Source organism: Amycolatopsis sp. NPDC051071 (genome assembly GCF_040682875.1).
Lineage (GTDB): Bacteria > Actinomycetota > Actinomycetes > Mycobacteriales > Pseudonocardiaceae > Amycolatopsis.
The window spans coordinates 1-2,443 of sequence record NZ_JBFBBY010000318.1 but is presented as its reverse complement, the minus strand read 5'-3'; the positions used below and the strand labels follow the sequence as shown (position 1 = coordinate 2,443).

Annotated in this window: 4 protein-coding genes; 1 reads left to right on the top strand and 3 read right to left on the bottom strand. The window is 68.2% G+C overall.

What is annotated here, in order from left to right:
- Window positions 1-245: 245 nt before the first annotated feature.
- The 3 genes from AB0M65_RS40740 to AB0M65_RS40730 are packed head-to-tail and all read right to left on the bottom strand — an operon-like array spanning window position 246 to window position 1,749.
- Window positions 246-875, bottom strand: coding sequence for a zf-HC2 domain-containing protein (locus AB0M65_RS40740; RefSeq protein WP_364041007.1), 630 nt, complete (start codon window positions 873-875; stop codon window positions 246-248).
- Entirely contained in the window at window positions 872-1,384 is a 513-nt protein-coding gene (locus AB0M65_RS40735) for a sigma-70 family RNA polymerase sigma factor (protein WP_364041004.1), read from the bottom strand. The genes AB0M65_RS40740 and AB0M65_RS40735 overlap by 4 nt, the downstream gene beginning before the upstream one ends.
- Window positions 1,381-1,749 carry a hypothetical protein gene (locus AB0M65_RS40730; RefSeq protein WP_364041001.1) on the bottom strand — a complete coding sequence of 123 codons (369 nt, stop codon included), beginning with the start codon at window positions 1,747-1,749 and terminating at the stop codon, window positions 1,381-1,383. Before AB0M65_RS40730 ends, AB0M65_RS40735 begins: the two co-directional genes overlap by 4 nt.
- Window positions 1,750-1,880: 131 nt before the next feature.
- Between AB0M65_RS40730 and AB0M65_RS40725 the strand changes: the two genes are divergently transcribed.
- Window positions 1,881-2,321, top strand: coding sequence for a Rieske (2Fe-2S) protein (locus tag AB0M65_RS40725; protein WP_364040998.1), 441 nt, complete (start codon window positions 1,881-1,883; stop codon window positions 2,319-2,321).
- Window positions 2,322-2,443: the final 122 nt, after the last annotated feature.

Below are 2,443 nucleotides of genomic sequence, written 5' to 3'. Positions count from 1 at the left end.
GGGGGCCTCAGGAATGTAGGCGACACCTTGCGGTTGCCGATGTTCCCCATGACCGCTGGGCGTTCTCCCGTGTCCTGAAGGCCCCCTTTGAGACGTTGATCGTCTCAAAGGGGGCCTTCAGGACAGCTGAGCGGCGGTAGCACGCGGGCCGCACGACCCTCCGAACCCCAAACCTCCCGAAACCTTTCCCCTCCAGCACCAATCCACCTCACCTTCGGTACCGAAGGCCTGTCATGACACCGGGATCAGGGGTTCATCCGCAGCAGCGGGAGACCCGAGGGCGTGCGGATCTCCAGCGCCTTGATGTCCCCGGTGCGCATCGCGGTACCGACCACGATGTGCGCGGTGTCCTTGGGCATCGCACGCCAGGACGCCAGTTCGCTGGTGCCGCCGTCGGCGTCGACCGCGACCAGGAGGTAGTCGCCGGTGCGGTTGCCGCCGTAGCTGCAGGTCATGTCGACCTTGGTGCCGGAGTCGGTGGCGGACACGGCGGCCTCGGCGGTCACCGGGTAGTCGCCGAGGAGGGTCATCGGGTTGCCGCCCGCCGCGACCGGCCCGGTCAGGACGACCGCGAGCGTGACGCCTGCCGCGACGGCCACCCCGGCCGCGGTGGTGGTGATGGCCCGTTGGATCCGCCTTCCCCGGCGGACCCGTTTGAGCACGGTCGGCAGCAGTTCCGGCGAGGGCGCCGGTTCGTCTTCCAGCAGCGCGGGGGCACCCGCCTGCGCGAGCAAGCCGGGGATACCGGCCAGATCGCGCACGGAAGCCGCGCACTGGTCGCATCCGCGAAGGTGTTTCTCGTAGGCGAACCGGTCTTCCGGGGACAACGCCCCGAGCACGTAGGCCGCGTCGTAGGTGGCGAAGGGGTCGGTCATTGAGTCACCCCTCTTTCCTCCAATACCAGCCGCAACGCCCGCAACGCGTAATGCGTCCGCGACTTGATGGTCCCTTCGGCCACACCGAGACGCTTCGCGGCGTCGGCGACGGAGTAACCCTGGAAATAACACAGGACGAGCACGTCCCGATGTCTCGGCGAGAGTTCACCGAGTGCTTCGGCGACCAGCCAGCCCTGAACCGCCCGTTCGGTGCCGTCGGTGACCGCCGTTTCGGGTGGCTGGCCGGTCACCACTTCCGGATGTGCCTCGGAAGCACGCCAGTCGTCGATGGCTATCCGCCTCGCCACGGTGAACAGCCAGCCCCGCGCCGAACCCTCGGACTGGTCCAGCACTTTGGCGTCGCGCCAGGCTCGCAGCAGCGTCTCCTGGACGACGTCCTCGGCCCGGATCCGGTCGCCGCTGGTCAGGTGCAAAGCGTAGGACCAGAGCGCCTGAGCGTGCTCTTCGTGCAAAGCCCGCATCAGCCGGTCCTCCGCGAATTCCTTCACCGATCCGTGCCTTCGCGGTTGAAGAGCAACGGGACGCCGAACACCACGCAAGCCGCTTCAGTGATCAGGCCCCACGTCTCGGCCTGGGTGGTGAACTGCTCGGTGACGCCGAAGAAGCCTGTCGTCAGCGAGAGCACGTACGCGGCCAGCGTCGCCAGGCCGAAGCCGATCGCCGCCAGGACGGGCAGCCAGTGGTGCCAGAGGAGCACGGCGACCGCGATGACCACGCCCGCCACCACGTTCACCAGGAAGAGTAGGCCGACCACGTCCGTTTCGGCGGCCCAGTCACGCCATACGACGTAATGCACCCACGCCGAGCCGAGCAGGCCCGCCGCCACCACCGCCCGCAACAACCACCGGATCATGTCCGTATCTCTTTCCGCGTGTTCGGTTCCCCTATGCCTTTGAACACGGAAAAGAAGGCCCCTCGGTTCATTTCGGCACCCGATGGTCGCCGAAATTGAACCGGATGGGCGTGTGGACCGTGTGTATGGGCATGACAGCCGAACCGCACTCCCGCCGCACCGTCTTGATCACCGGGGCCGCCGTCGCCGGCGCGGCCGTCGGTGCCGTGGCCCTCTCGGCCTGCGGAAGCGACACCCCGTCGGCCGGCCCGGCCGCCGCTCCCCCGGCGGCGGCACCGGGCGAAAGCCTCACGGTGCTCGCCGACATCGAGGTCGGCAAGGCGAAGGCCGCCAAGACCGCCGACGGCAAGGACATCATCGTCACCAGGACCGCGGACGGCACCGCGGCCGCGTTCAGCGCGATCTGCACGCACCAGGGCTGCGCGGTCGTCCCGGACGGCGCTGAGCTCAAATGTCCTTGCCACAACTCGATCTTCGACGCGGCGACCGGCGCGGTCATAAAGGGACCGGCGGACCAGCCGCTGCCCTCGATCGCGGTCAAGGTCACCAACGGCCAGGTCGTCACCGCCTGAGAAACGTCATGAGGGGTCCCCATCGGACAAATACACCACCCAGACGACGCTGCTTTCGTGGGTCACCGGCATCAGCGAGGTGGCCGGCGGCGCGCTCGTCCTGGTGGGCTTGTTCACCCCGA

What these genes read in the sequence shown, in the direction of transcription:
- AB0M65_RS40740 (WP_364041007.1), bottom strand. Translation starts at nt 875, where the DNA reads ATGACCGACCCCTTCGCCACCTACGACGCGGCCTACGTGCTCGGGGCG.
- AB0M65_RS40730 (WP_364041001.1), bottom strand. Translation starts at nt 1,749, where the DNA reads ATGATCCGGTGGTTGTTGCGGGCGGTGGTGGCGGCGGGCCTGCTCGGC.
- AB0M65_RS40725 (WP_364040998.1), top strand. Translation starts at nt 1,881, where the DNA reads ATGACAGCCGAACCGCACTCCCGCCGCACCGTCTTGATCACCGGGGCC.